Here is a 23,464-nt window from a genome sequence, read left to right as displayed (position 1 = left end):
GTCAGGCCTTCAAAGACAGCCCGTAGTCGTACAAGGCATTCTTCGACGCGCCAGTTATTTCCGCCGTGAGTTTGGCTGCCAGCTTGAGCGGCACTTCTGGCAGCAGGATTTTGAGCACCCGCTGCGCTTCGGGCGGAATACCCTCAGTCGCAGGGCGCGCACCGACAAGGATGACGAACTCACCCCGCTCGTGATTCGGGTCGGCCGCGATCCAGGCCGGCGCATCTGCGAGCGGCATGCGGACGATCTGTTCAAACATTTTCGTCAGCTCGCGACACACCACGACCTCACGCGTCGTCTCCAGCACGGCCGCGAGATCTTCAATGCACTCGCGCACGCGGTGCGGCGCTTCGTAGAACACCAGCGCAGCATCCAGGCCGCGCAAATCTTCCAGTGCTGAACGGCGTGCGGAGGACTTCGACGGCAAGAAGCCGACGAACTGGAAACGCGCCGTATTCAGGCCGGATGCAGACAAGGCAGCAATCGCCGCGCATGGCCCCGGCACCGGGATCACGGGAAAACCTGCCTCCTGCACGCGCGCCACGAGGCGCGCACCTGGGTCGGAAACGGCAGGCGTGCCTGCGTCGCTGACGAAGGCGACGTGCTGGCCTTGCGTCAGGCGCTCGATAATGCGCGTTGCACCCTCCTGCTCGTTGTGCTCGTGCAACGCATAGGTGTGCGGCGTGAGTCCGTGACTATCGAACAGGCGCTGACTGTGACGCTTGTCCTCGCACGCGACGAGATCCACCGCACGCAGCACGGCCAATGCCCTTAGGGTCATGTCCTGGCGGTTACCGAGCGGCGTGGCCACCACATACAATGCGGGCGAACGATGCAGCGCTCCGCCCGAGTCGGGCGCGTCGCTCGGGTCAAGCGGGTTTTCTTCAGATTGGGGAAGCATGGGGGCGCTGGCGAACCGATTTCAGGAAGTCTGGCATTGTCTGCTGCGCGCCTGCGGCGGGCAAGCTGCGTCGGCCAATAACGCGTCCGGAGCAAAAGCGGAAGCACTCGCGGCCCGCTACCTTGAGAAACAGGGCGCACGCATCCTTGCGCGCAATGTGCGCTACAAGGGCGGCGAAATCGATCTGATTGCCGAGCATGCCGGCGCAATACTCTTCGTCGAAGTGCGTTTGCGCCAGCATGCGCATTTCGGTGGTGCGGCTGGCAGCATCACACCGACCAAGCAGAAGCGCATCATCCTGGCGAGTCGCATGTGGTTATCCGGCGCAGGTCGCGCGTATGCCAATCGCAATTGCCGATTCGATGCCATGCTGCTCGACGGTCTCAATTCCAAGAATATCGAATGGCTGCAAGCCGCGTTTGCCTGCTGACACCTCTCCTGCTGATTGCTGCCCTGCTGTTTGTCTCGGCCCACGCCGCCACACGCGTTCGTGTGCAGACGGTGACTCTGGCAGGCGTTGGCTATCATCAGGGCGGCGATGTGTGGCCGCTGTTGCACGAGGGTGACGCGCTGACGCTGGTGCGCGAGGCAGACAACAAGCACGATCCATTGGCCGTACGCGTCGACTGGCAAGGGCATGTGCTCGGTTATGTGCCGCGCGACCAGAGCGGGCCGATTGCAGCGGCGCTGGACCGTGGCACAAGCCTGTCTGCGCGCATCTCGAAGCTGCGCGAGCACCCGAATCCACGTGAGCGGATTTTGATCGAAGTGTTCGCGGAGTTCAGGTAGGGCGGAACGCCGCAGGAGGTTCCGCCCTACGCCCGCACCAGGCCACTCCATGTCCTGCCTGAACTGCCACCCTCAATCAACGCACGTGCGACACGCTCCGGATCGAGCCGGAAGGTTTCGGCAGCTGCTGTGGCAATGAGACTTTCCAGCGAAGCCGTCGGACGCAGATCACGATTCTCGAACAGCGATGCTTGCGCAAGGCCAGGCCAATCGGCAAGCACTCTTCCCCCTTTGACCGCACCACCGAACAGCATCGCCGCGCTGCCGGTGCCATGATCCGTGCCACCCGTCCCATTGACAGCGACAGTGCGGCCGAACTCTGTTGCGACGAGCACGGTAGTGTTCTGCCACTGTTCGCCCAGACCATCGCGCAGACCCGCCAGCATGCCGTCGAAGCCTCTCAGCAGACGATCAAGCCGCCCCGCCTGCTGGTTGTGCGTATCCCAACCTACCGTTTCCAGCATCGCGATGCGCGGGCCATCGGGGCGTACGAGGAAGGAGGCGGCGAGCTTGCCGAGGCTGGCCGGGTCTTGCCCCGCTCTGGCCTCGCCCGCCATGCCGCGCACCTGCATCGCCGCCGACCACAGGCCATGCAATTGCGCGTCGTCGCGATAGAGCATGCTGACACGCGCCAGCAACTCGTCGCCCGGCTCGGGCAGCTTCGATGTGGCATAGGAGCTCACTTCGACTGCGCCACGCAGGGCTATCGGCACAGTCGGTGCAAATGACATCGGCAAAGGCTTGCCTGCGGGCATCAAACCCGCCAGGCGATTGAGCCAGCCATCCTTGACCTGATATGGCCCGCTGCCGCCTGTTTCAATGACGTTCTGGCCATCGAAGTGCGAGCGGTCACGGTAGCGCGATGAGACAGCATGTACGAACAGCGCCTCGCCCGATCTATACATTTTCGCTGCTTCGACCAGCGATGGATGCAGACCGAAAGTGTCGTCGAGCCGCGTAACAATGCTGGCCTCAACTGCGAGCGCTTGACGCTGGCGGACGTAGTCGGGATCACCGACCGGCGGCACCAGATGCAAACCATCTGCAGCACCGCGCTGGATGATGAAAACGAAACGCCGATCGCTGGCGACTGTGGCGAAAGCCATGCGCGGGGCGAGTAGCACTGCAGCGCCCGCAGCGGAGAAGGTCAGGAAGTCGCGACGGACTTTGCTGTGACGATGCATGGTTCTATCTCCGCATGAACTCTGGCGACACCAGCAGCAAGGCCAGTGCGTTGTTACGGCTGTCCGCGCCTTCGATGACACTGCGCGTCACCGGGCTCGCTACGCTGCCCAAGAGATCAGACATCAGCCTGCGTGGCTCAAGGCCTTCGCTGGCTTGGCCAGCGAGACGGTTGGCCTCTTCGACACGACGCACGATGGCCTCCGGCGCTGCCCATGCCGCTGTCGTATCCGGCCAGCCGGCTGGTGAGCCAGGTTTCCACACAGGCTGTGCGAGTTGCTCGAACAGCTGTGGCATCTGCATGCGCGCGACGCTCTGGGGATTGGCGTCCATGCCGAAGCCGCGCATCGCCGAAAGCATCCATTCCCACGGCGTCTTGAACTTGACGCCAGCTTCCTGCCACGGCTCGGGCGAGTTGATGAGTGCGCGATACACCGTCGGCAGATCCCCCTCGCTCTCGGTAAAAGCGCGCGCCAAACGATCGACCAGGGCAGACGGTGGCGTATCGCCGGCGAAATGACGCGCCAGCTTGCTGGCAATGAAATTCGCGGTTGCAGGCGCACGGGCCAGATCGTGCAGCACGGCATGCGCCTGCGCCTCACCCTGCTGCTCGTAACGGCGACCGAGAATGGTGCGCGCGCCCGGTTGATGCATGTTGTCGCGAAACGCGAAGCCGCCGGTGTACCAGCCGCGTGCAGCATGCTCGCCTTCCAGACTCCAGCCCGTCAGCGCGCGGGCAAACTCCGTGACATCCTCTTGCGTATAGCCACTGCGCACGCCCAATGTATGTAGCTCAAGTATTTCTCGCGCGAGATTCTCGTTGAGCCCCCGCTCACGTGTCGCATTGCGTGCCCGGGCTGCGGCGGCAAAACGACTGTCGGGCCCCACCGAAGCAATCTGGTCGAGGTAGAACAGCATGGCCGGGTGATGCTCGACGGCCATCAACATGTCCTCGAAGCGCCCCATCACATGCGGGCGGATCGCCTCATGCTCGAGACTGCCCACCAGCGGAACGGACGAAACATTGTCCGCTGACACGCAGAAATGGTTCGCCCAGAAATGCACCAGGCGCTCCTGAAAAGGTGCATCGGTCTGCAGCGCAGAAATGACTCTCGCATTCACGGAATCGCGATAGCGCGTGTAGCCCTGGCGCCGCTGCGCGGCTTGAAGATCCTGTTTGGCAGAAGCATTGGCGGCGCCCGCCGCGGCCTCTCGCGTCCGCGAGAACTCTGTCAGAAGCTGGCTACTCGTCGGTAGTGCAGCAATCGCCGCCGGAACCGGCCTCGGACTGCATTGTGCAAGCAGCCAGCCACGCGCATCGCCCGGCAGCGCTTCGTCCGCGGCACGCCCCAACCCGAAGCGGCTCAGCGCAATGCGCGCCTGCGCTTCGAGCGTGTTGTTCATCGTCCCCATATTTTTCTGCTCCCCCTGTCTTCGCGGTGTCATCTGATGATGGTCGAAGCGCACGCGAAATGTGTAAGGTCATCGGACGGAGTTGTAAGGACTTGTAAGGATCGAAAAAGGGAATTGCAGACTTCAGCTCTTTGCGCTCCCCAGATGTCACGTCACTCCCGCCTTTCAACAAGCTCAGGACAGGCCGACTGCTGTCGAGCGGGAATCCGGTGACTCAGGAACGGGCTTGAACGACGCTTGGGCATGGCCAGGACTTCAGCGCCACGCCAAAGGATCTGCTGTGTAATTCTCCAAGAAAAAAGCCCCGCGGGTGCGGGGCTTTTTGGGGGAGCAGTCAGGGCCTATTTCAATTGGCAGATGTCCAGCACCTTCATGTCGGTGTAATCGAGATTCTCACCCGCCATTGCCCAGATGAAAGCGTAGTTGCTCGTGCCCGAGCCCATGTGGATCGACCACGGTGGCGACATGACGGCCTCATCCTTGGCGATCACGAGGTGGCGCATGTCTTCGGGGTCGCCCATGAAGTGCATGACGCGCTGATCGTCCTTCAGGTCGAAGTAGAAATACACCTCCGAGCGACGATCATGCAGATGCGGTGGGCAGGTATTCCAGACCGAACCGGTCTTCAGGATCGTCAGGCCAAGCAACAACTGGCAGGACTGTGCTGTAGTCGGCACGACGTACTGGTAGATGGTGCGCTCGTTCGAGGTCTCCGGCGCACCACGCTCCAGTGGCACGGCCTTGTCGATCGAGATGTGCTTGGTCTCGTAACGCGCATGGGCGGCGCAGGACACGAGGTAGAACTTGGCCGGGTTAGCCGCATCGGCCGACTCGAATTCGACGACAGCGCTGCCCATGGCGATGTAGATACCGTCTTTCGGTGCCATCTCGTAGCGCGTGCCATCGACGGTAATAGCCCCTGCTCCACCGCCCACATTGATGGCACCCAGCTCGCGGCGCTCGAGGAAGGGCTTGCCGGCCGCCGAGGCCGGTTCAGTCTGCACGGGTAACGCCAGTTTCTTCGACACCGGCGCCGCGCCCCCGACAACCATGCGCTCGACGTGCGAGTAGTCCAGGTTGATCGTGTCAGCGCTGAACAACTCGGTGAACAGGTAGCGATCACGCAATTGCTTGTTGGATGCACCAATCATTGAATCCGGTGCGGTAGCGTAATAGGTTCTGCGGTAAATGCTCATGAGGCCATTCTCCGGTGAGTGGATTGCGGGGCGGCCCGTCCGAACCAGACCGAAACTCATTGTACTGCCGGCCCCGGCAGCCGGGCGCTTTGCTCCCCCTCGCCGCCAAGCCGCATGAAAGCTTGCTGTGCATCAATCCGGCAGTGCACAAAGCCTCCAGACATGCGCGCAAACGTGTCGCCACGGCGAGGATCGGCTAAACTTGCGGCCTTTCCTGATGGTCGGGCAACATCGACCACCAAAAAACAGCCGCCGGCCCCCCTGCGCGGATTTTCAGTTGATTCCACATTCACGGGAGAGTGAACGCATGAGCAATCCTTTCGATCTGTCGGGCAAAGTCGCCCTCATCACCGGTGCAGCACAAGGCATCGGCGGCGCCATCGCCATCAAGATGGCTGAAGCAGGCGCTTCCGTCATCGCAGCCGATTTCGCACCGATGGCCGACGAAACCAAGGCAGGCCTCGACGCAGCTGTTGCCAAGACCGGCGCCAAGTACTGGTACCTGAAGGCCAACCTGACCGAAGCTGGCGCGCCCCAACGTGTGATCGACGAATCCGTTGCTCTGGCTGGCAAGGTCGACGTCCTCGGCAACGTGGCAGGCACGATCCGTCGCGCGCCTTTCCTCGAGCACAAGGAAGAAGACTTCGACTTCGTCATGAAGATCAACCTGTACGCGCCGATGTACCTGTCGCAAGCCTTCTGCCGCCATGTCGTCGGCCGCAACGGCACGGGCAAGATCATCAACATCTGCTCGATGCTGTCGTATCAAGGCGGCATCCTGGTGCCGGGCTACACTGCTTCCAAGCACGGTATCGCCGGTATCACCAAGCTCATCGCCAACGAACTGGGTGCCAAGGGCATCAATTGCAACGGCATCGCTCCAGGCTACATCTCGACGGCCAACACGGCGCCGATCCGCGCTGACGAAGCCCGCAACAAGGCCATCCTGGACCGCATCCCTGCAGGTCGCTGGGGTCAGCCGGAAGATCTGGGCGGCACGGCCGTGTTCCTGGCTTCCGCAGCTTCGGACTACCTCAACGGCACCATCATCAACGTCGATGGCGGCTGGCAAGCACGCTAAGCAACCCCGCGTTGCTGCAATAAAAAAGCCCCGCACTGCGGGGCTTTTTCTTTTCCGGTTGCGTGTCAGGCCATCCCGAACCGGCGCTTCAACCAGGCATCGAGCGACAGCCCTCCCGGCCCGAAAGCGGCCAGCACGAGAATCAAGGCTCCCCAGAAGAAATGCGACTGGATGGCTGCCGGGCACTCAAACTGCCAGAGTTGTGGGTAGGACAACACAGCCATCGCATTCACCACGAACAAGCCGAGCGCCGCGAAGCGCCCGGCAAGGCCAAGCACCAGCAAGGGCGACAGCAATAGCTCCCCCCCCGCCCCCATCAACGCGGCCAGCGCGGGCGGCAATAACGGCACCTTGTACTCGTCGGTAAACAGGGCGATGGTCGTCCCCCAGTCATCGACCTTGGTCAGGCCTGAGCGCATGAAGATCCAGCCGATATAGAGGCGCAGCGCCAGCAAGAGCACGGGCTGCAATAGTTCGACCCACGCGACGGGTATCGCGGCACGCAGCATGAGCTTGTGCAACACCAGCGGCCCGCGTTCCTGCATCACTCTCTCCTGCATCACGTACTCCCTCTCAATTCAATCCTGATCGAAGTGCAGTGCGGTCACGAACTGACGCGCAAAACCCGCCTGCAGTACGGCCTGCACATCAAAAGCGGCGTCACATGCGAAACCCGCTGCCAGCATGTCTTCGAGCGGAGCGCCATCCAGCGCGGCTTGCCAGAACGCGCACTCGCCTACGCCGAGAATCGCCACGTCTGCCCGCAAGCCTTGTCGATGCACAGCCATGCATTCGGCATTCTCGGGTTCGACGTCGATCTCGCCGGGAAAGTCCGGTTGATGTTGTTGCCAGATACGAGCACAGGCCCACGCCGAAGACAGCGTGACCAGCGCCGGCTGCACACCGAAGCGCAGGCGAGCCAGCTGTTCGGGCGTCAGCCCGGCAAGCTGGCCGGCGTCTATGGCCAGGTGATCCTCCGCCCGCAGCGCGCGGCGTACGCACCATTCCACACGCGCCACGTCGGGCAGGTAAGGCAACTCGGCCACATGCGGAAAGCCCGCGAGAAACTCGTCAAAACTGCCGCCGTACTCATTCAGATCCCCGCTATGCGATGGCGCAAACGCCCAGTACGCGCGACAAAGGGCTTCGAAAAACTCGTCACCGACGATGCGCGCTATCACCGGGTAACTCAGGGCCAGCGCCTTGCCGGCATTGGCCACGGCATTGCCGCGATAGACGGCGAGCAATTCCGCATTGCGCGCCGCATCTCCCGTCAGCAGGACCAGTGCGTCCTGCTGTGCGCTGCTGCGCACAGCAGCGGCCAAACTGCGCTGGGCCTCCAGCAAGCTACGCGCTTCAGGCATGCGCAAGCTCCGTCTTCGCAAGCATCTGCTGCGCTAGCGCAGCCTCATCCAGCAAGACGTCCAGCGCCGGAATATCCGTATCCCACTCGATCAAAGTCGGCGCCGGCCCAAGCATCGCAATGGCCGCGCGGTACAGCGCCCACACCGCGTCACACACGCGACTGCCATGCGTGTCGATCAGGCACAACTCGCCCTGGCTATGTCCGGCAAGATGGATCTCGCCGACGGCATCTGCCGGCACGTCCGCCAGCAGAGACTTCAATTCAGCATGCGCGTCGAAGCCAAAATTCTGCGCATTGACGTACAGGTTGTTCAGATCGAGCAACAGGCCACAGCCCGTGCGCCGCGACAACTCCGCCAGGAACTCACACTCGCTCATCGCCGAATCGCGGAACTGCACATATGCCGACAGGTTTTCAATGAGAATGCGGCGCCCCAGGCGATCCTGCACGCGCGCCACACGCTCCGTCACCAAGCCCAGCGCTTCGCGACTGTAGGGAAACGGCAGCAGGTCATTGAAATGCATGCCATCCACAGCCCCCCAGCACAAATGCTCGGACACCAGTGCAGGCTCGATGCGCTCGACCAGCGCCGCGAGCTTGTCGAGATGCCTCTGCGCCAGCCCATCGGCAGACGCCAGCGACAAGCCCACGCCATGCAGGCTCACGGCGTAATGCTCACGTGCACGTGCCAACACACGTAACGCAGCGCCGCCGGCATGAAAGAAATTTTCGGAATGCACCTCGAGAAAGCTCAATCGCGGCAAGCGCTCCAGCACTTCTGCGTAGTGCGGCGCGCGCAGGCCGATGCCGGCACCGGCGACACTGCGAACGCGCTCGACATCAGCAAGGAAGCGATCTGCAGGATTCACGCAAACTCCCGGATACGACAAGAAAATGGAAAACGGGGGCCCTGTAGCGCCCCCGACAGCAGACTCAGGCCGGGACCTTTCCGCCCATCTTGGTACACGTGCCCTTGGCGACGTACTTCCAGTCGGTCGGATCGTTGTCCTTCTTGGCCTGGCCAGCACAGGAATGCGAGCCATTCGTCGAAGCGCAGTCATTGGCACCTGCCTTGGCAATGCCGAGGCACTTTTCCTTCGGCTCGTCGGCGGCTGAAGCGGTCTGGGCGACGCTACCCAGGGCGACAACGGAGAGCAGCGCGGCACGGATGAGAGTTTGCTTGTCCATTTGAAATACTCCTGTGAGGTTGAGGTGTTGCAATGGGTGACACGGGAAACACACTAAGCAGGTCCTGCGTTGGCTGGTGTCAGGAAAACAGGCCTGTCACTGCATAAGACCGGGGCATTTGCTGGAACCTTACATGCAGGTGCGCGATCCGGATGTCCACGTTGTAGATCGCAAAGTTGTCGATCGCCCGGGATGCCTCCACAATAATGGCTGTCTGAAACCAGAACATCGACTTGAACATCGCGCCGCCAACGGGGTCTACAACTCTCTGGCTCACGCGCAGCAACGGGATCGCATCATCATGACGTACAAAGTATTCATCGACGGCCGCCACGGCACGACAGGTTTGAAGATCGACGAGCGCCTCGCCGGCCGTGAGGAGATCGAGATCCTCACCATCCCCGAAGCGCAGCGCAAGGACGCGCGCGTCAAAGCCGAATACATCAACGCGGCCGACGTGGTGTTCCTGTGCCTGCCCGACGCGGCCTCGAAGGAATCCGTCGCCCTGCTCGCACCGGGCAATACCCGCACGCGCTTCATCGATGCCAGCACTGCTCACCGCACGAATCCCGAGTGGGTTTACGGCTTGCCGGAGCTCAACGCCGGTCAGCGCGAGCGCATCCGCAACGCGCAGAAGATCGCCAACCCCGGCTGTCATGCCACGGGCTTCATCCTGCTCATGCATCCGCTCGTGGCGGCTGGCATCGTGTCGCCGGAGTTCGCCGCGACGACCTACTCGGTGACCGGCTACAGCGGCGGCGGCAAGGAGATGATCGCCAGCTACGAGGACGCCGGCGAGCTCCCACAAAGCATGAAGAGCCCGCGCTTCTACGCGCTCGGCCTGACACACAAGCATCTGCCGGAAATGCGCACCCTGTCCGGCCTCAAGCACCTTCCGTTGTTCACGCCAATCGTCGGCGACTTTGCGCAGGGGCTGGTCGTTGCCGTGCCACTGCCCGCAAGCAGCCTCGCCCAGCGCAAGACACCGGCCGAGCTGCAGGCCTTCTTCGCCGACTACTACAAGGGCGAAACCTTCATCAAGGTCATGCCTGCGGACACCAGCGGCGTACTCGACGGCGGACAACTGCCTGCAACGGCCTGCAACGAGACCAACCGTGCCGAGATATTCGTCTTCGGCAATGACGAGCAGATATTGCTTGCCTCGCGCTTCGACAACCTCGGCAAGGGCGCATCCGGAGCAGCCATCCAGTGCATGAACATCATGCTCGGCCTGGATGAAGCCCGCGGACTGGCGGCCTGAGCAGGCAGCCGGTGCAGCGCCGGCCCGATGAAGCTCGCGTGCTAACATCGGCCCTCTTTGACCGGGAGTAAGCGCGTGGATTTGCTGAACCGCATTGCGGGCCAATTCGAGGAAAGCGCGCGCACCAAGCTGTCGGCCGCTGAAATACTGGCCGGGCCGATTGCTGACGCGGCCAACCTGATGGTGGAAAGCCTGCTCGGCGGGGGCAAGATTCTGGCGTGCGGAAACGGCAGTTCAGCGGCCGATGCGCAGCACTTCGTCGCAAAGATGATGGGGCGCTTCGAACGCGAGCGCCCCCAACTTGCCGCATTTGCACTTTCGGCCGACAGCCCCGTCATTACCGCCCTTGCGAACGTCTACTCGTTCAGCCATGTGTATGCCAAACAAATACACACACTGGCGCAACCAGGCGACTTGCTGCTGGCCATCTCGAGCAGCGGGCGCTCCGACAACATCGTCAATGCGATTGAAGCCGCCCAGGAACGGGACATGCGTATCGTCGCGATGACGGGCCGTAACGGCGGTCACGTGGCGGAACTTCTGCGCGAGGGCGACATTCATATCTGCGTACCGCATGAACGCACAGCACGTATCCAGGAAGTACACATCCTCGCCATCCACTGTCTGTGCGATGGCATCGATTGCCTGTTGATGGGAGAAGACAACTGATGAATCAGACACTCAAGGCACTTGTAGTTGCCTGCGCGAGCGCAGCCTGCCTGCAAGGCTGCGTACCACTGGTCGTAGCGGGAGCTGCCACTGGCGTATCGGCCTCGATCGATCGCCGCAGCTACGGCACGCAAGTCGAAGACAGCGAGATCGAGGTTCGCATCATGAGCCAGATCAACAAGCAGCTCGACGAGAAAGCCGCCATCTCCACGACCTCATTGAACAAGTGGGTCTTGCTGACCGGCCAGACCTCGGATGAAGCCAGCCGCCTGCAGGCCGAGAAGATCGCGACCACGACACCCAATGTGCGCAAAGTCTTCAATGAAGTGACTGTTGGCTGGCCGTCGACGGTCGGCAACCACGCCAGCGACAGCCTGACTACTTCACAGGTCAAGTCGCGCCTGTTCAACCCTAACGTCCCGGGCATCTCGGGTCACAACGTCAAGGTCGTCACCGAGTTCGGCGTGGTCTACATGATGGGACTTGTGACGGAAGCTGAGGCGAAGATTGCGGTGGATATTGCACGCACGACGAGCGGCGTGAAACGCGTCGTCAATCTGTTCGAAGTGCTGAGCAATGAAGAAATGCAGCGCCTCGACGCCAAGGCCGCCAACCCGGCGACCACGCCAGCCAGCCCGCCCGCGAAGTAATCAGCCGAGGATCAAGCCGCGCCGGTCAGGCGCGGCAGTCTGATCGTGAAGACATTGCCGCGACCGGCAACCACACGCAGCGACAAGCTGCCGCCCAGGCGTTGTACGCTGCGCTCGGCAAGTGCGAGCCCGAGTGCGCGATCCGGCAGGCGATGGCCATAGGCGGAAAATGGCTTGAAGACGTTGTCCTGAAATTCCGCAGCGATGCCACCGCTGGTGTCTCGCACTTCCACCAGAACCGCATCACCACGACGGCGACAACCCACGAGCACACCTCCACGCTCGGTGATCTGAACGGCATGCATGACCAGCCGGTCAACCGCGCGCGCCAATACGACTTCGTCAGCCCACACGCGCAACGAGGTCGCGACATGGCGCAGATGCAACGCCTTGTCATGTGCCTCTTCGAGGCGCATTGCCACCGTGCTTGAAAGAATCGCGCCGAGGGCAACCGATTTGGGATCGAGTGGCAGCCGACCGGACTCCAGCTTGGCAATTGCCATGACCTCTTCAAACTGCAGAGATAGCGTTTCGGCTGCAGCCTCGAGCCCGCCTACGAGTTGCTTCGAGGTCTCCGGCAAGTCGTGAGTGGCGAGCGTAGCGGCGTAAAGCGAGATGGCTTGCAAAGGCTGGCGCAGATCATGGCCGACAGTCGACAAGAAAGCAGTCGCATCATCCTGCGCGGGCAGCGCGACCGCCGCTATGACCGTTGCAACAGGGCCCTGCTCCCCCTTGTTCGCCACCGGGCGCAACCGGAACAGGCCGTACGCTAGGCAGGCCAGCAGGATGGCAAACCAGATCAGGCTCAGCGTCGTCAGCGCAGGCACGCTGACCAGCAGCCCCACAGCGGAAAGCCCGGCAGCGAGCAGCGAGATGCTTCCAGCACGCAAGCGCGCCAGCCCGCCCGAACGCTCAGTCATCCTGCGCAGGCATTGAGAGGTTCAGCGACTGTCCGACGAGGATGGCTTGCGAACGCGTATTGACGCCCAGCACCTGGTACACCGAAGTCAGATGCATTTTCACGGTGCGCTCGGAGAGGTCGAGTTTGATGGCAATTTCCTTGTTGGAAAGCCCTTCCATCAGACAGCAGAGCACACGCTCCTGCTTCGGGCTGAGCTTGGGGCGCACGCGCGACTCGCCTGCCACGCGGGGACCCGAATCGTCGAAGAAGCGGCGACCTGCCAGCAGGATGCGCACGCCTTCGATCAGCGCCGATGGCGCCATCGACTTGCCGAGGAAACCATCTACATCGGCTTCACGCGCCAACTGACGGTAGATCGGCGCATCCTGACCCGAGAAGACGGCGACCGGCACGCCTGGCGCTTCCTTGCGCAAGACGGTCAGCAAGCGCAGGCCATCGCTGTCGGGCAGCTTCAGGTCGAGCAGGATGAGATGGAAATGTTTGCCGCTGCGCAGGGCACCAACAGCCTCCTGCGCGGACGCCGCGCAGATGATCTCACCCCCGGAAAGCAGGGGCTCGAGCATGGCCGACAAGGCGTGCTGGAGAAGGGCATGATCATCGATCAACAGGATGTTGCGGACGAACGGATTCATATTATGGATATTCTCGACATTCTGACCTCGCGCGCGCTTCGCCGTAGCGGGCGATACCCCGCCAGAGCATCCACGTAGCAGGCTCCGGCACACCCGGGCCGACGTTGGCCCGCAAAGTGCGGAGATTACTCCAAAGAACGACAAAAAGGATGCTTCTGACGTCTATCGGCAGCGCTTCGCGCACTGCAAGTCCTTGCTGACAAAGGCATGGGCGCGCAACGGGCATCCACAAGTCACATGGCAGCAACAGCCGCACAGGAAAGCGCGGCGCGTGATGGCAATCATGCAATGCGTCCGGTCGGCGCATCGAGGTCGTGACCGGGACCGTTTGTCCGCAGCCACGCTCCCGACACAAGGCTAGCCGGCGTGCATCAACTCGAAGTGATGCACATCGGTCGAACCGGCGCGAAAGCCTGCTTCACAATAGGCCAGATAGAACTGCCACATGCGCACGAAACGCTCGTCAAAGCCCTGCGCCATGACGGCGTCACGTACGCGATTGAAGCGCGCCATCCAGTCAGACAAGGTACGGGCATAGTCGAGCCCGAACGCGTCTTCCCCCACCAGGCGGAGTCCCGCCTGTCGCGCCTGCTCGCCGAGCACCGCAGGCGAGAGCAGCATGCCACCCGGGAAAATGTAGCGCTGGATGAAGTCCACATCGCGGCGATAATGCGCGAACAAGCCATGCGCAATCGTGATGCCCTGGATGACGATGCGCCCTCCTGGCGCTACGCATTCGCGCAACTTCCTGAAATAAGTAGGCCAATACTTCTCTCCGACGGCTTCGACCATCTCGATGGAAGCGACATGATCGAACTGCCCGCTCACGTCGCGGTAGTCGCGCAACTCAAAGGTGGCGCGATCGGCGAAACCGCCCTGCTCCGCCCGCTTGCGCGCCCAGGCGAGCTGCGATGGCGACAAGGTCAGACCATGCACATGGCATCCGAATTCGGTCGCCGCGACTTCCGCAAAGCCCCCCCACCCGCAGCCGACTTCGAGAATGCGCTGACCAGGCCGTGGCTGCAGACGCTGCAGGATGCGACGATACTTCTCGCGTTGCGCATCTTCGAGCGGCATGTCCGGTGCGGTGAAGCGCGCGCTGGAATAGGTCATGGTCTCATCGAGCCACAAGCTGTAGAAATCGTTGCCGAGATCGTAGTGGGCCTCGATGTTCTTGCGACTGCCCTTGCGTGTATTGGCCCGCAGGGAATGCCACACGCGATAGAGCGCGAGACGCAGGATGTTGCCGTGAATCGCCTGTTGCAAGACCTCACGATTGCTGGCCATCAAGGTCAGCAGCGGTGCGAGATGATCGGTCTCCCACAGGCCCTCCATCCAGCACTCCGCGAAACCGATCGAACCTTTGCCGATGATGCGCTCGAACACCTGCCAGTCGCGCACGACCAGCGTAGCAACCCGCTCGCCTTCGCCAAGCTGCACGCGACTACCATTCGGCAACTCGAGCATGACCGCGCCGCCGGCGATCTTCTCCAGCATGTCGATCACCAGACGCGCCGCGCGCGGCGTTGCAACGCTCCTTTGCAGGGCCCTGTCGTCCAACACCACACCACGCGAATCATTCGTCATGTTCTGCATATCAGGAACCCTTGCCTGCTGGCGCAACCTGCAGCTTCGCACCCAGAAACGGCACTTTCAGTAGACACAGGCGCAAGGCCTGCCAGTGAATGCGCGCCACGACACCAAGAGTCAGCATGGGGCTACGCACCCAGACCGCAAGCAAGGCGCGTGTATCGAGCGGCCGCGGCCGCAGCGTAAGCCGCGTGGAGAGCATCGGCATGCCGCCATCCAGATAGTCGAGCGCCACGCCGAGACAGCCGGCCCTTTGCGAAAAGCGGAAGCGGTACTCGCCACGCACGGGAAAAAATGGTGAGACGTGAAACACCTTGCGGGCGCACAGTACGTCGTCATCGCAGATTGCGCGACCGTCCGCATGGGCAATCAGATAGTTGTGATGGCCACCGAAGGTATTGCTGACTTCCGCCAGCACCGCCCGCAACTCGCCCGCGCGATCGAGGCAGTACCAGAAGCTCACCGGATTGAAGACGTGGCCGAACAGGCGCGGCAGGGTCTGGATCACGACCTCACCATCGGCGACCTCGGCCAGACCATGGCGCCCGAGCAGGTCGCGTATCCACGGCAGCAAGGGCGAGCCATCGCGCGCGCCGTGGTCGCGCTCCTGGAAAGAGAAGATATTGAACCGATTGATGCCGAGTATCGGCAAGCGCAGTTCATCCAATCTCGACAGCGGCAGGCACAGCATGAACAGGCCATAGACGAAACGATTGCGCGCTGGAGCATGCCGTTCATGCATGACAGTGCCGCGACCGACAGATGCCAGCGGACTCATGCGAGCGCACCTTCGCGGTCAGCATGCCGATCCGCTTGCCCCGACCCGGCAAGGAATATCGCACGCGCTCGCCACGGGGCCACAACGCCCAACATGGCGGCAACCTCCGCCGCCGATTTGAGGCCGTCCTCATGGAAGCCATAGCCCGTCCAGGCGCCACAGAACCAGGTGCGGTTGCGCCCTTGCAGCATCGGCAGATGCGCCTGTGCATCGATGGCTGCCTGGTCAAAAACGGGGTGCTCGTAGTCGAAGCTCTGGATCAACTTGCTTGCGGCGGGCTCCACGAACGGATTGAGTGACAACACCAAGGGCGTCGTGAAGGGCGTCGGCTGCAAGCGATTGAGGAGATAGGAAACGCTCACCGGGCGTTTGTCCGCCGAGCCCTCGCCCGCCATGTAGTTCCACGCCGCCCAGACACGTTCGCGGCGCGGCAGAAGTGCGGTGTCCGTATGCAATACGGCGCGGTTACGCTGGTAGTTGATCGCGCCGAGCACTGCGCGCTCAAGCGGCGCGGCCTGCCCACCCAGAATGCGCAGAGCCTGGTCGCTGTGGCAGGCAAACACGATGGCATCAAAGCGCTCGACGCCGTGCCGGCTGAGCACGCTGACACCGGCAGCGTCGCGCTCGACAGCCTGCACCGGCGATGACAGGCGCACGTCGGGCAAGCAGGCGGCAAGGCGCTGTACGTAGCTACGCGAGCCACGCTCCACCGTCATCCACTGCGGTCGATCGAACACCTGCAGCAGGCCATGGTTATGGCAGAAACGCAGGAAGGTTGCCACCGGGTAGGCGAGCATTTGCTGTGTCGGGCACGACCAGATCGCCGCCGCCATCGGAATGAGATACCAGTGCCGGAAGGCTTCGCCGTAGCCGTGCAGGTCGAGGTACTCGCCGAGTGACACGTCGGGCGCGGCGTGCTCGCGCGCCAGCCGCGTCGTTTCACGGTTGAAGCGGAGGATGTCGGAGAGCATGCCCCAGAAAGCACGCCGGCCCAGATTCCTGCGTTGGGCGAACAAGGAGAACAGGTCGGTGCCGGCCCATTCCACATTCGGCGACCTGACGCTTACGGCGAAAGACATCTCGCTATTGGCCACCGGTACGTCGAGCGCGCGGAACAGGCCGCAGAGATTCGGGTAAGTGCGGCGGTTGAAGACGAGAAAACCGGTATCGACCGGATGCGTCACGCCATCCAGCGTGACATCCACCGTATTGGCATGACCGCCAAGCGTCGCGCCTGCCTCGAACAGCGTCACCTGATGCTGGCGCGCCAGCAGCCAGGCCGAGCCGAGACCCGCAATACCCGCGCCAACGACGGCTATGCGCAGCGCTTGCCCGCCATTACCTGTCTGCGCCACGGCCGGAAAATCCCCCATATTCATCTTCTTGTCCTCACGCCCGGTCGGTCCATATTCGTGATGCTCCTGATGCATACGCTGGAACGCGGCGCCTGGATTCAGGGCCGGGCACAAATCGCCCCGGCAACAAGCCCGGGCCGGCGCCGCGGGACCACCCTCACTTTCATTCCAGCCCCCGAGAGGTACAATAGAGGACTACACGAACCATCAGCCGACGGCACTGTCACACAGTTGCAGCGGCATGTGAGTACGCTCGGGAACGGCCCGCGCCGACTGCCAGTCGCCGCCCCGACCACCGCATTGACCACCACCCAATTTAAATAGAGACCCCAATCAACATGCTTTATCCGGAACTGTTCGCTTCGCTTGAGTCCGCCCGCTGGAACATGTCAACGGACGTCCCATGGGCCGAATTCGACCCAACCCTGCTGACGGAAGAACAGGCGCTCACGATCAAGATGAACGCCATCACCGAGTGGTCGGCCCTGCCGGCTACCGAGATGTTCCTGCGCGACAACAAGCACGACTCGGACTTCTCCGCCTTCATGTCGATCTGGTTTTATGAAGAGCAGAAGCACTCCCTGGTCCTGCAGGAATACCTGCGCCGCTTCCGTCCGGACCTCGTCCCTACAGAAGCGGAACTGCACGCAGTGCGTTTTGAATTCGAACCTGCGCCTCCGCTGGAAACGCTGATGCTGCACTTCTGTGGCGAAGTGCGTTTGACCCAATGGTATCGCCGCGCATCCGACTGGCATACCGAACCGGTCATCAAGAAAATCTACGACCACCTGTCGCGCGACGAAGCACGCCACGGCGGTGCTTATCTCAAGTTCATGAAACGTGCCCTGGAACAGGATGGTGATGCAGCACGCGCAGCCTTCTCGAAGATCGGCGTACTGATGGCCTCGAGCTCGCGTTCGGGCAAGCCACTGCACCCGACCAACCTGCATGTGAACAAGGAACTGTTCCCGAACGACACCGTGCAATCGCGCCTGCCCGATCCGGAATGGCTCGAGCGCTGGCTCGATACCCAGATCGTGTTCGGCAAGGACCAGGAAGCGCGCGTCATCGCCGGCATCCTGCGCAACCTGTCGATGCTCTTCGATCAGGAATTCGAGACCATCACGGACCTGAACCGCTTCCGCAAGCAATACGCTTCCGCAACAGCGTCCTGAGCGCAAGATGTCAGCGCCTCACTACGCCAGGCCAGCGTTCGAAAGCAAGATCGTCGCGCCTGAAGACCTCGCCGAATACTTCGCAAAGCAATCGGTGCCGCGCCCGCTGGTGTTCACCAACGGCTGCTTCGACATCATCCATCGCGGCCACGTAACCTATCTCGGTCAGGCGCGTGCCCTCGGTGCCGCCATGATCGTGGCGCTCAATACCGATGCATCGGTGAAGCGCCAGGGCAAGGGTGACGATCGCCCGATCAACACCCTCGCCAACCGCGCCGCGGTCATGGCGGCGCTCGGCTGCGTCGATGTCGTCACCTGGTTCGACGAAGACACGCCGATCGAACGCATCCTGCAATGCAAGCCCGACATCCTCGTCAAGGGCGGCGACTGGTCGATCGAGAAAATCGTCGGCCACAAGGAAGTGCTCGGCTGGGGCGGCAGCGTGCACTCCATCCCCTTCGAGCACCAGACCTCGACGACGGCGCTGCTGGACAAGATCCGCAAGCTGTAACGCCCCGGCGACTGCACATGCCTTTACCGAGCGTTCGCCTGGCCGAGCCAGGCGACGCCGGCAGAATCGCCGAACTCTACGCTCAACTGGTCAATGACCCGGCGGTTGTCGTCCTGCCGGAGAGGATTACCGAGCTTGCGCGTGATCGAAACACCCGGCTCCTGGTGTGCGAGCAGCTGGGCAATGTCTGCGGAACCGCCTTGCTGTCATTCTGTGCCGATGCAATGTTTGGTCGTCAGCCCTTCGCCGTCGTCGAAAATGTCGTCGTTGGCACGCATCTCCGCGGCCAGGGCATCGGCAGCGCACTCATGCGTCACATCGAGTTGCTGTGCCTTGAAGCAGACTGCTCGAAAATCATGCTGCTGAGCTCGGCTCATCGGGAGGATGCACATCGCTTCTTCGAACGCGCTGGCTTTGCGAGCACGTCCAAGCGAGGCTTCGTCAAGTACCGGCGGGCGTTTTCTTCAGGAAACCCGTTGTAGGTCGGAAAAGCGCAGCGCCTTCCGACAAACCCACGCGACAAGACTGAGCCGGATCGATAGCCCGGTGCCGGAAAGCGCTGAGCTTTTCCGACCTGCGATCCAGCACTGCTTTCCGTACACATCAAAAACCAAGGCATGTGCCCGCGTAGAATCTGCCTACCGGCATACCTTACAGGAGCATCCGCATGCGCATCGCCAACTCGGTTACCGACCTCATCGGCAACACCCCGCTCGTCAAGCTGAACCGCCTCGCCGCTGGCATCGATGGCACGGTGCTGGCCAAGCTGGAGTTCTTCAATCCCGCGCATAGCGTCAAGGATCGCATTGCGATGGCGATGATCGATGCGGCCGAGAAGGCCGGCAAGATCAAGCCCGATACAATCATTCTCGAGCCCACGTCAGGCAATACCGGCATCGGCCTCGCCATGGTGTGCGCGGCGCGTGGTTACAAATGCACTTTCGTCATGCCGGAAACGATGAGCAAGGAACGCCGCCTGCTGCTCAAGGCCTACGGTGCGGAGCTGATCCTGACGCCTGGCCCGGAAGGCATGCCGGGCTGCATCAAGCGCGTGAACGAGCTCGCGGCCAGCGATTCGCGTTACTTCATTCCACAGCAGTTCGACAACCCGGCCAATCCCGAGATCCACCGTAATACGACGGCCGAGGAAATCTGGCGAGACACGGACGGTGGTGTGGATATCTTCGTGTCGGGCATCGGCACCGGCGGCACGATTACCGGCGTCGGCGAAGTGCTCAAGGCGCGCAAGCCCGGCGTGCAGATCATCGCCGTCGAGCCCGATGCCAGCCCGGTCCTGTCCGGCGGTCAGCGCGGCCCGCACCCTATCCAGGGCATTGGCGCCGGCTTCGTGCCGGGTATCCTCAACACCGAGGTGTATGACGAAATCATTCGCGTCACGAACGCCAACGCCTTCGAGTTTGCGCGTCGCGCACCTGTCGAGGAAGGCCTGCTGGTCGGCATCTCTTCCGGCGCAGCCATCTGGGCAGGGCTGGAAGTAGCGAAGCGCCCGGAGAACAAGGGCAAGACGACCGTGGTGGTGATCCCCTCGTTCGGCGAGCGCTATCTGTCGACGGCCTTGTTCGAACACTTGTCAGTGTGAGCGACAGGCTGCAGCAAATAAAAAAGGCGCCTACGGGCGCCTTTTTGCTGACTTCGAGTGGAGCTTACTTGCTACGGCGGCGAGCCATGAAGCCCAGACCGATGATGCCGACGCCATACATCAGGATCGTCGACGGCTCCGGAACTGCCGCAGCGCTCTCGATGCGCACGCCGACGGCGGCGCCCGTCGGATTCCATGCATTGTTGCCAGAACCGGAGTAATACGCGTAGTGCTCAAGTGGGACTAGTGCGCCTCCAGGCATGCTGACATCGGCCACATCACCCGCCGTCACAAAATTCGGCGCAAACGATACCCAGTACGTGCCAGCCCCCAACGCCCAACCCAGACCGGAAACACCATTCCAGTTTGTATCTCCTGCTACCGTCGCAAAACTGGTGCTGAAAATGGAACTGCCGGGGATGTCGCCGCCATCACCGTAAACAGTGATCGCCACACTACCTTCCTTTGTGCCGAAATAGCCTTGAATGCTGTCGATCACGGAGCTCTGAGCCAGCGAGAATTCACCTGCGAAGTAGAAGGTGTTACTGAAGGAATAACCCAGGGGCTCCGGCGGCGTGCCGGTATCCACGAGAACTGCCGACTGGGCCAGGGCCGAAGCGCAACCGATGGCAAGGGCTGCTGCAAACTGTTTCCACTTGAACTGCATCTTGAATCTCCTGTACTGCATTTATGTTGAGTCGGGGTTATCAGCCCCGATCGGACAAACAGCTACGCCGCCTCACCACATGGCATGACGGTGCAGTTTCAAATCAGGCTTGCTTGCGACGACGCGCCACGACAGCCAGCCCGGCAAGGCCCAAAGCGTACATAGCGATGCCGGCCGGCTCCGGCACGGCCGCGACAGTCGCGCCGATGCGTACGCCATACGCTTGATTGAACTCGTTGGCTTGCCAGACACCGACACTGTAGTCGTGATACAGCGCGTAAGCGGCCATGGGCGATGGCGCGCCATCCCGCACTTCAGGCGCAACAGCCAGCGTCGCAGAGTAGTCGGGAGCAAACACCACCCAGTAATTGGTGTTGGCAGCAACGGCCCAGTCGAGGCCCGACACGCCATTCCAGCTCAACCCGCCTGCCGTCGTCGCCAGCGTCGTCGAGTACAGCGCGGAGCCTGGCAAACCGCCGGCATCGCTGAACACGCTGATCGCAACATTGCCCGAGGCCGTACTGAAGTAGGCCTGGATGCTATCGATGACGGCTGCGCCAGCAAACGAGAACTCGCCGGCGAAATAGTCGTTCTTGTTGAAGGAGTAGGTATAGCCGGTCGGCGTACCTGTATCGATGACATTCGCCGCATGGGCGCCACCAGAGGCCAGGGCGAACGCCATGGCAGTCGCAACTAACGTGCGCTTGATCATTACTGCTATCTCCCGATCCACTTGTTATATGCGCCCGAGGTTCGGATACCGCCGCCTGGGGTCGTGTGCTTAAAGCAGTTACCGCGCCATATCTCGTAAGACCCTATCCAATAAGGAAATTCGACAAAATCAACAAAATACGGTTTTTTGTATTGTAAAGATTTCCGACGGTTTGTCAGCCAGTTTTTGCGGTCCGGCGCTGAACACGACTCAGGCTGCGGCGGCGTGCTCTCCTGCGTGATGCGCGCCGCCCATGTAATGCCCCAGGGTGCGCACATCGGCGGTCTCGGCATTGGTCTCGTAGACAAGTTTGCCCTCGCTGATGACGGCAATACGGTCGGCCAGCTCCAGCAGTTCGTCGAGGTCTTCGCTGATCAGCAGCACTGCCGCCCCTGCGGCACGCGCCCCCATGATGCGGGCGTGTGTTTCGGCAACAGCCGCGAAATCGAGGCCAAAGACGGGGTTGGCAACGATCAGCACGTCAACGGGCGCAGACAGCTCGCGCGCCAGCACGGCGCGCTGCACATTGCCGCCGGAGAGCGAGGAGATCGGCGCATCGATGCCCTGCGTCTTGACGCGAAAGGTCTCGACGAAACGCGTGGCCTGTGCACGCAGCGCGCGCCGGTTGAGAATGCCGAAGCGCGACAGCGGCGCCTGGTCGAAATTGCGTAATGCCATATTGTCGGCAACCGACACGGGCCCTACACAGGCGTTCTTGAGGGGCTCTTCCGGCAGGCTGAAGACGCGTTGCGAGGCGCGCTCGACGCGCGAGCCGCCGAATTCGACGCCCCGGATGCGGATGCTTCCGGCATGCAATAGCCGCTGGCCATTGAGCACTTCGGCCAGCTCGCGCTGACCATTGCCGGAAACACCGGCAATGCCGAGGATCTCCCCCGGCCGCACCGACAGGCTCAGCGCATGCACAGCGGGCAAACCGTTATCGCCGAGCGCGGTGATTTTCTGCAGATCGAGGCGTGGCGCAGCCTCGGGCGTGGGGCTGCGCTCCTGGCGATGCTTGCTGGTGTTGACCTTGTTGCCCACCATCATCTCGGCCATGGCGTCGACCGTCAGGTCGGCCACCTGGCCGCCGCCAACAAGCTTGCCGCGCCGCAAGACACTCACCGCGTCGGCATAAGCCATCACTTCGCGGAACTTGTGGGTAATCATCACCGCGGTGAATGCCTTCTCCCGCGTCAGGCGGTGCACGAAGCCGAGCACCTCATCCGCCTCATCGGGCGTGAGCACGGAGGTTGGCTCATCGAGAATGAGGAAGCGGCGCTTGAGGTAAAGCTGCTTGATGATCTCGACCTTCTGCTTCTCGCCCGCTGCAAGCGAAGCGGCCGGCTTGTCGAGCGGCAACTTGAAGGGCACCGTTTCCATGAAGGCGGCAAGCGCCTTCTTTTCGGCTTTCCAGTCGAGTTTCCAGGGCAAGGCGCCACGTGCCGCGACCAGGTTCTCGGCCACCGTCATCGATGGCACCAGCGTGAAGTGCTGGTAGACCATGCCGATGCCCAGCGCGGAAGCCGTCGTGGGCGTCGGAATATCGGTCTCGCGTCCATCAATCATCACGCTGCCCGCAGTCTGCTGATAAAACCCCACAAGGCACTTCACCAGCGTGCTCTTGCCCGCGCCATTCTCGCCGAGCAAGGCGTGAAAGCTGCCAGCAGGAATCGAAATCGACACATCGTCGAGCGCGGCCAGGCTGCCGAAGTGCTTGGACATGTGCAGCACATCGAGCGCCATGGCGCCCTTGGCCGGAGGGATGGCTTCTATGGGGATCATGGCAACTCTCTCTTGACACGAAGGGATGCGAAAGATCCGGCGAA

At 62.0% G+C, this 23,464-nt stretch carries 26 protein-coding genes; 10 read left to right on the top strand and 16 right to left on the bottom strand.

Annotated elements, in window-relative coordinates; translation table 11 throughout:
- Position 1 precedes the first annotated feature (1 nt).
- A complete protein-coding gene (rsmI, locus tag VVD49_RS09915; RefSeq protein ID WP_416384896.1) occupies positions 2-901 on the bottom strand; it encodes a 16S rRNA (cytidine(1402)-2'-O)-methyltransferase in 900 nt (299 codons plus the stop codon).
- Here rsmI and VVD49_RS09910 point away from each other — a divergent pair.
- Positions 900-1,331 carry a YraN family protein gene (locus tag VVD49_RS09910; RefSeq protein WP_327599021.1) on the top strand — a complete coding sequence of 144 codons (432 nt, stop codon included), beginning with the start codon at positions 900-902 and terminating at the stop codon, positions 1,329-1,331. The two genes, rsmI and VVD49_RS09910, sit on opposite strands and share 2 nt — an antisense overlap.
- Positions 1,304-1,690: an HIRAN domain-containing protein gene (locus VVD49_RS09905; protein WP_327599020.1), complete on the top strand. Its 387-nt coding sequence runs from the start codon at positions 1,304-1,306 to the stop codon at positions 1,688-1,690. The genes VVD49_RS09910 and VVD49_RS09905 overlap by 28 nt, the downstream gene beginning before the upstream one ends.
- A 26-nt stretch (positions 1,691-1,716) precedes the next feature.
- Here the strand turns inward: VVD49_RS09905 and VVD49_RS09900 are convergent, their stop codons facing one another.
- From VVD49_RS09900 to kduI, 3 genes are all read right to left on the bottom strand, one after another.
- Positions 1,717-2,874 carry a DUF1501 domain-containing protein gene (locus VVD49_RS09900; protein ID WP_327599019.1) on the bottom strand — a complete coding sequence of 386 codons (1,158 nt, stop codon included), beginning with the start codon at positions 2,872-2,874 and terminating at the stop codon, positions 1,717-1,719.
- 4 nt (positions 2,875-2,878) lie between these two features.
- On the bottom strand, positions 2,879-4,276 hold the full coding sequence (locus VVD49_RS09895; RefSeq protein ID WP_327599018.1) for a DUF1800 domain-containing protein: 1,398 nt from the start codon (positions 4,274-4,276) through the stop codon (positions 2,879-2,881).
- Between the two features lie 350 nt (positions 4,277-4,626).
- A complete protein-coding gene (gene kduI / locus VVD49_RS09890; protein ID WP_327599017.1) occupies positions 4,627-5,481 on the bottom strand; it encodes a 5-dehydro-4-deoxy-D-glucuronate isomerase in 855 nt (284 codons plus the stop codon).
- 307 nt (positions 5,482-5,788) lie between these two features.
- On the opposite strand from kduI, the gene VVD49_RS09885 reads away from it, so the two are divergent.
- Entirely contained in the window at positions 5,789-6,562 is a 774-nt protein-coding gene (locus tag VVD49_RS09885) for an SDR family oxidoreductase (protein WP_327599016.1), read from the top strand.
- Positions 6,563-6,627: 65 nt separating this feature from the next.
- Here the strand turns inward: VVD49_RS09885 and VVD49_RS09880 are convergent, their stop codons facing one another.
- From VVD49_RS09880 to VVD49_RS09865, 4 genes are all read right to left on the bottom strand, one after another.
- The gene (locus VVD49_RS09880) at positions 6,628-7,107 is read right to left on the bottom strand and encodes a DoxX family protein (RefSeq protein ID WP_327599015.1); all 480 of its coding nucleotides are present in this window, start codon (positions 7,105-7,107) and stop codon (positions 6,628-6,630) included.
- Positions 7,108-7,140: 33 nt separating this feature from the next.
- A complete protein-coding gene (locus VVD49_RS09875) occupies positions 7,141-7,926 on the bottom strand; it encodes a DNA-binding domain-containing protein (RefSeq protein ID WP_327599014.1) in 786 nt (261 codons plus the stop codon).
- Positions 7,919-8,797, bottom strand: a complete 879-nt coding sequence (gene bufB, locus VVD49_RS09870; protein ID WP_327599013.1) for an MNIO family bufferin maturase — start codon at positions 8,795-8,797, stop codon at positions 7,919-7,921. The genes VVD49_RS09875 and bufB overlap by 8 nt, the downstream gene beginning before the upstream one ends.
- Positions 8,798-8,861: 64 nt before the next feature.
- Positions 8,862-9,116, bottom strand: coding sequence for a BufA1 family periplasmic bufferin-type metallophore (locus tag VVD49_RS09865; protein WP_327599012.1), 255 nt, complete (start codon positions 9,114-9,116; stop codon positions 8,862-8,864).
- A gap of 301 nt (positions 9,117-9,417) precedes the next feature.
- Here VVD49_RS09865 and argC point away from each other — a divergent pair, with 301 nt between their 5' ends.
- The 3 genes from argC to VVD49_RS09850 all read left to right on the top strand — a co-directional run bounded on the left by argC (position 9,418) and on the right by VVD49_RS09850 (position 11,696).
- Complete coding sequence (argC, locus tag VVD49_RS09860) at positions 9,418-10,377, top strand: N-acetyl-gamma-glutamyl-phosphate reductase (RefSeq protein ID WP_327599011.1); 960 nt, start codon at positions 9,418-9,420, stop codon at positions 10,375-10,377.
- Positions 10,378-10,452: 75 nt separating this feature from the next.
- Complete coding sequence (locus tag VVD49_RS09855; protein WP_327599010.1) at positions 10,453-11,046, top strand: phosphoheptose isomerase; 594 nt, start codon at positions 10,453-10,455, stop codon at positions 11,044-11,046.
- On the top strand, positions 11,046-11,696 hold the full coding sequence (locus tag VVD49_RS09850) for a BON domain-containing protein (protein WP_327599009.1): 651 nt from the start codon (positions 11,046-11,048) through the stop codon (positions 11,694-11,696). The genes VVD49_RS09855 and VVD49_RS09850 overlap by 1 nt, the downstream gene beginning before the upstream one ends.
- Before the next feature lie 11 nt (positions 11,697-11,707).
- Here the strand turns inward: VVD49_RS09850 and VVD49_RS09845 are convergent, their stop codons facing one another.
- From VVD49_RS09845 to VVD49_RS09825, 5 genes are all read right to left on the bottom strand, one after another.
- Positions 11,708-12,616: a sensor histidine kinase gene (locus VVD49_RS09845; RefSeq protein WP_327599008.1), complete on the bottom strand. Its 909-nt coding sequence runs from the start codon at positions 12,614-12,616 to the stop codon at positions 11,708-11,710.
- On the bottom strand, positions 12,609-13,250 hold the full coding sequence (locus VVD49_RS09840; RefSeq protein ID WP_327599007.1) for a response regulator transcription factor: 642 nt from the start codon (positions 13,248-13,250) through the stop codon (positions 12,609-12,611). Before VVD49_RS09840 ends, VVD49_RS09845 begins: the two co-directional genes overlap by 8 nt.
- Positions 13,251-13,607: 357 nt before the next feature.
- Complete coding sequence (locus VVD49_RS09835; protein ID WP_327599006.1) at positions 13,608-14,837, bottom strand: cyclopropane-fatty-acyl-phospholipid synthase family protein; 1,230 nt, start codon at positions 14,835-14,837, stop codon at positions 13,608-13,610.
- A 10-nt stretch (positions 14,838-14,847) separates the two neighbouring features.
- Positions 14,848-15,618 (bottom strand): DUF1365 domain-containing protein, encoded by a 771-nt coding sequence (locus tag VVD49_RS09830; protein WP_327599005.1) that lies wholly within the window; start codon positions 15,616-15,618, stop codon positions 14,848-14,850.
- Positions 15,615-16,997 (bottom strand): NAD(P)/FAD-dependent oxidoreductase, encoded by a 1,383-nt coding sequence (locus VVD49_RS09825; protein ID WP_327599957.1) that lies wholly within the window; start codon positions 16,995-16,997, stop codon positions 15,615-15,617. Before VVD49_RS09825 ends, VVD49_RS09830 begins: the two co-directional genes overlap by 4 nt.
- A gap of 362 nt (positions 16,998-17,359) precedes the next feature.
- Between VVD49_RS09825 and VVD49_RS09820 the strand changes: the two genes are divergently transcribed.
- The 4 genes from VVD49_RS09820 (at position 17,360) to cysK (ending at position 20,259) form a co-directional block, all read left to right on the top strand.
- Positions 17,360-18,148 (top strand): acyl-ACP desaturase, encoded by a 789-nt coding sequence (locus VVD49_RS09820; protein ID WP_327599004.1) that lies wholly within the window; start codon positions 17,360-17,362, stop codon positions 18,146-18,148.
- A 7-nt stretch (positions 18,149-18,155) separates the two neighbouring features.
- Entirely contained in the window at positions 18,156-18,659 is a 504-nt protein-coding gene (gene rfaE2, locus VVD49_RS09815) for a D-glycero-beta-D-manno-heptose 1-phosphate adenylyltransferase (RefSeq protein ID WP_327599003.1), read from the top strand.
- 17 nt (positions 18,660-18,676) lie between these two features.
- Positions 18,677-19,141, top strand: a complete 465-nt coding sequence (locus tag VVD49_RS09810) for a GNAT family N-acetyltransferase (RefSeq protein WP_327599002.1) — start codon at positions 18,677-18,679, stop codon at positions 19,139-19,141.
- A gap of 185 nt (positions 19,142-19,326) precedes the next feature.
- Complete coding sequence (gene cysK / locus VVD49_RS09805; RefSeq protein ID WP_327599001.1) at positions 19,327-20,259, top strand: cysteine synthase A; 933 nt, start codon at positions 19,327-19,329, stop codon at positions 20,257-20,259.
- A gap of 64 nt (positions 20,260-20,323) precedes the next feature.
- Here the strand turns inward: cysK and VVD49_RS09800 are convergent, their stop codons facing one another.
- The 3 genes from VVD49_RS09800 to VVD49_RS09790 form a co-directional block, all read right to left on the bottom strand.
- On the bottom strand, positions 20,324-20,926 hold the full coding sequence (locus tag VVD49_RS09800; protein ID WP_327599000.1) for a PEP-CTERM sorting domain-containing protein: 603 nt from the start codon (positions 20,924-20,926) through the stop codon (positions 20,324-20,326).
- Positions 20,927-21,029: 103 nt separating this feature from the next.
- Complete coding sequence (locus tag VVD49_RS09795; RefSeq protein ID WP_327598999.1) at positions 21,030-21,638, bottom strand: PEP-CTERM sorting domain-containing protein; 609 nt, start codon at positions 21,636-21,638, stop codon at positions 21,030-21,032.
- Between the two features lie 210 nt (positions 21,639-21,848).
- Entirely contained in the window at positions 21,849-23,420 is a 1,572-nt protein-coding gene (locus VVD49_RS09790; protein WP_327598998.1) for an ABC transporter ATP-binding protein, read from the bottom strand.
- Positions 23,421-23,464 lie beyond the last annotated feature (44 nt).

It is taken from the genome of Uliginosibacterium silvisoli, from assembly GCF_036017035.1.
In the GTDB taxonomy this organism is placed as follows: Bacteria; Pseudomonadota; Gammaproteobacteria; order Burkholderiales; family Rhodocyclaceae; genus Viridibacterium; species Viridibacterium silvisoli.
The sequence above is the reverse complement of the archived record's forward strand: the minus strand, read 5'-3'. Positions and strand labels throughout refer to the sequence as shown.